Genomic DNA, 1,307 nt, shown 5'->3' on the forward strand with positions numbered 1-1,307 from the left:
AGAAATACCAATCAGTCCGTTAGTAATGCGGGGCTCTTTCGTTGTCGTCAGTCCGTGATATGTCGTACCGTCCTTTTTGGTTGCTGTGACTTCGTATTTTTCAGTCATGTCCACCTCAGTTGATTGATGTTCACCATTTCTTCCACCACGGAAGGTGTCGCCGCATATGAGGGTGTCTTTATCCCGGTGTTACCGATTATTCTGGATGTCCACACGCTCGCTGTGAGGAGTGGCACTGGTCATGGCTAATGTGGCAGAGGAGATCGGCAGCTCGCAGGTAATAAAAAACCCGCCGGAGCGGGTTGTTGTGTTTTATTTGCTGAAATATTTAATATTCAGTCCATTCAGTATCCCGGGGAATAAACCGGAATATAATCTTATTGAAATATAAGTATTCTTTCTCTGTCAAAACCATGTTCACCGGCAAAGCTGAGATACTCATTTAACAGCTCTGTCGGCATAGCTGGCGTACGTGATAACACCCACAGGTAATCTTTATCGGGGCCAACAACCAGTGAGTACTGATAGTCATCATCAAGCTTAATAATATTGTAACCTCCATAGAAAGGTCCGAAGAAAGATACCTTTAACGCCCCTGTATCAGCTGAGTTAACAAAATAGGCCTTTCCGGTACTCTCTTTCCATTTATTGTTACTCGCATCCCAACCCCTGTTGATAACCTTCACACCACCATCATCACGAAGAGAATAGTTAGCTGTAACTTTGCTTAAGCCTTTTTCAAAACGATTATCTATCCTGGCAATTTCATACCAGTCACCTAAGTAATGAGATAAATCAAAAGGTTTAACCGGGGTTATATCTTTGGGCACTTTGACACTGCATCCATTAAGCAGAAACATACCCAAAAACATAAAAACTGACTTTATCTGCATCATAACCTCATCAAGTTATTAACCAATGAGATACTTTCGCATAAAAAATGTGTTTGTACGATCTATTCACTGTTCCACAGTAGCCATTACTGTCATCTCAATATCGGTGATACATCAGAGGAACAGCAGGAAATTTCCGGCAGATAAAACAATGCCTTTCCCGCCTGATATTACAGTGTCAACCATGGCACTGCGATATACCCTGTTTTTATGCAGTGATATTTTTCGTACAGACTGAAACACCGGGTAATATTTTTATACAAACTAAAACCAGCTCACAATATGTTAAGCTGGCTTTATGGTGTATTCTCACGTTTCAATAAGAATGATATTCATTATTTTTTAGTAATGAATAACATTTATGATTATATTTTTGGCGTAATTAGATTGCTAAAGGCTCCATATATACAAAGG

The 1,307-nt window shown here is 40.0% G+C and carries 1 protein-coding gene; it reads right to left on the reverse strand.

The window, feature by feature from the left end; genetic code table 11:
- Positions 1-377: 377 nt before the first annotated feature.
- Positions 378-893, reverse strand: a complete 516-nt coding sequence (locus tag HMPREF3119_RS02110) for a lipocalin family protein (protein ID WP_036414519.1) — start codon at positions 891-893, stop codon at positions 378-380.
- Between the last annotated feature and the right edge of the window lie 414 nt (positions 894-1,307).

The organism is Morganella sp. HMSC11D09 (assembly GCF_001807955.1).
Lineage (GTDB): Bacteria > Pseudomonadota > Gammaproteobacteria > Enterobacterales > Enterobacteriaceae > Morganella > Morganella morganii.

Excerpts from the sequence above, each read along its gene's own strand:
- HMPREF3119_RS02110 (WP_036414519.1), bottom strand. The coding sequence starts at position 893 with ATGCAGATAAAGTCAGTTTTTATGTTTTTGGGTATGTTTCTGCTTAAT.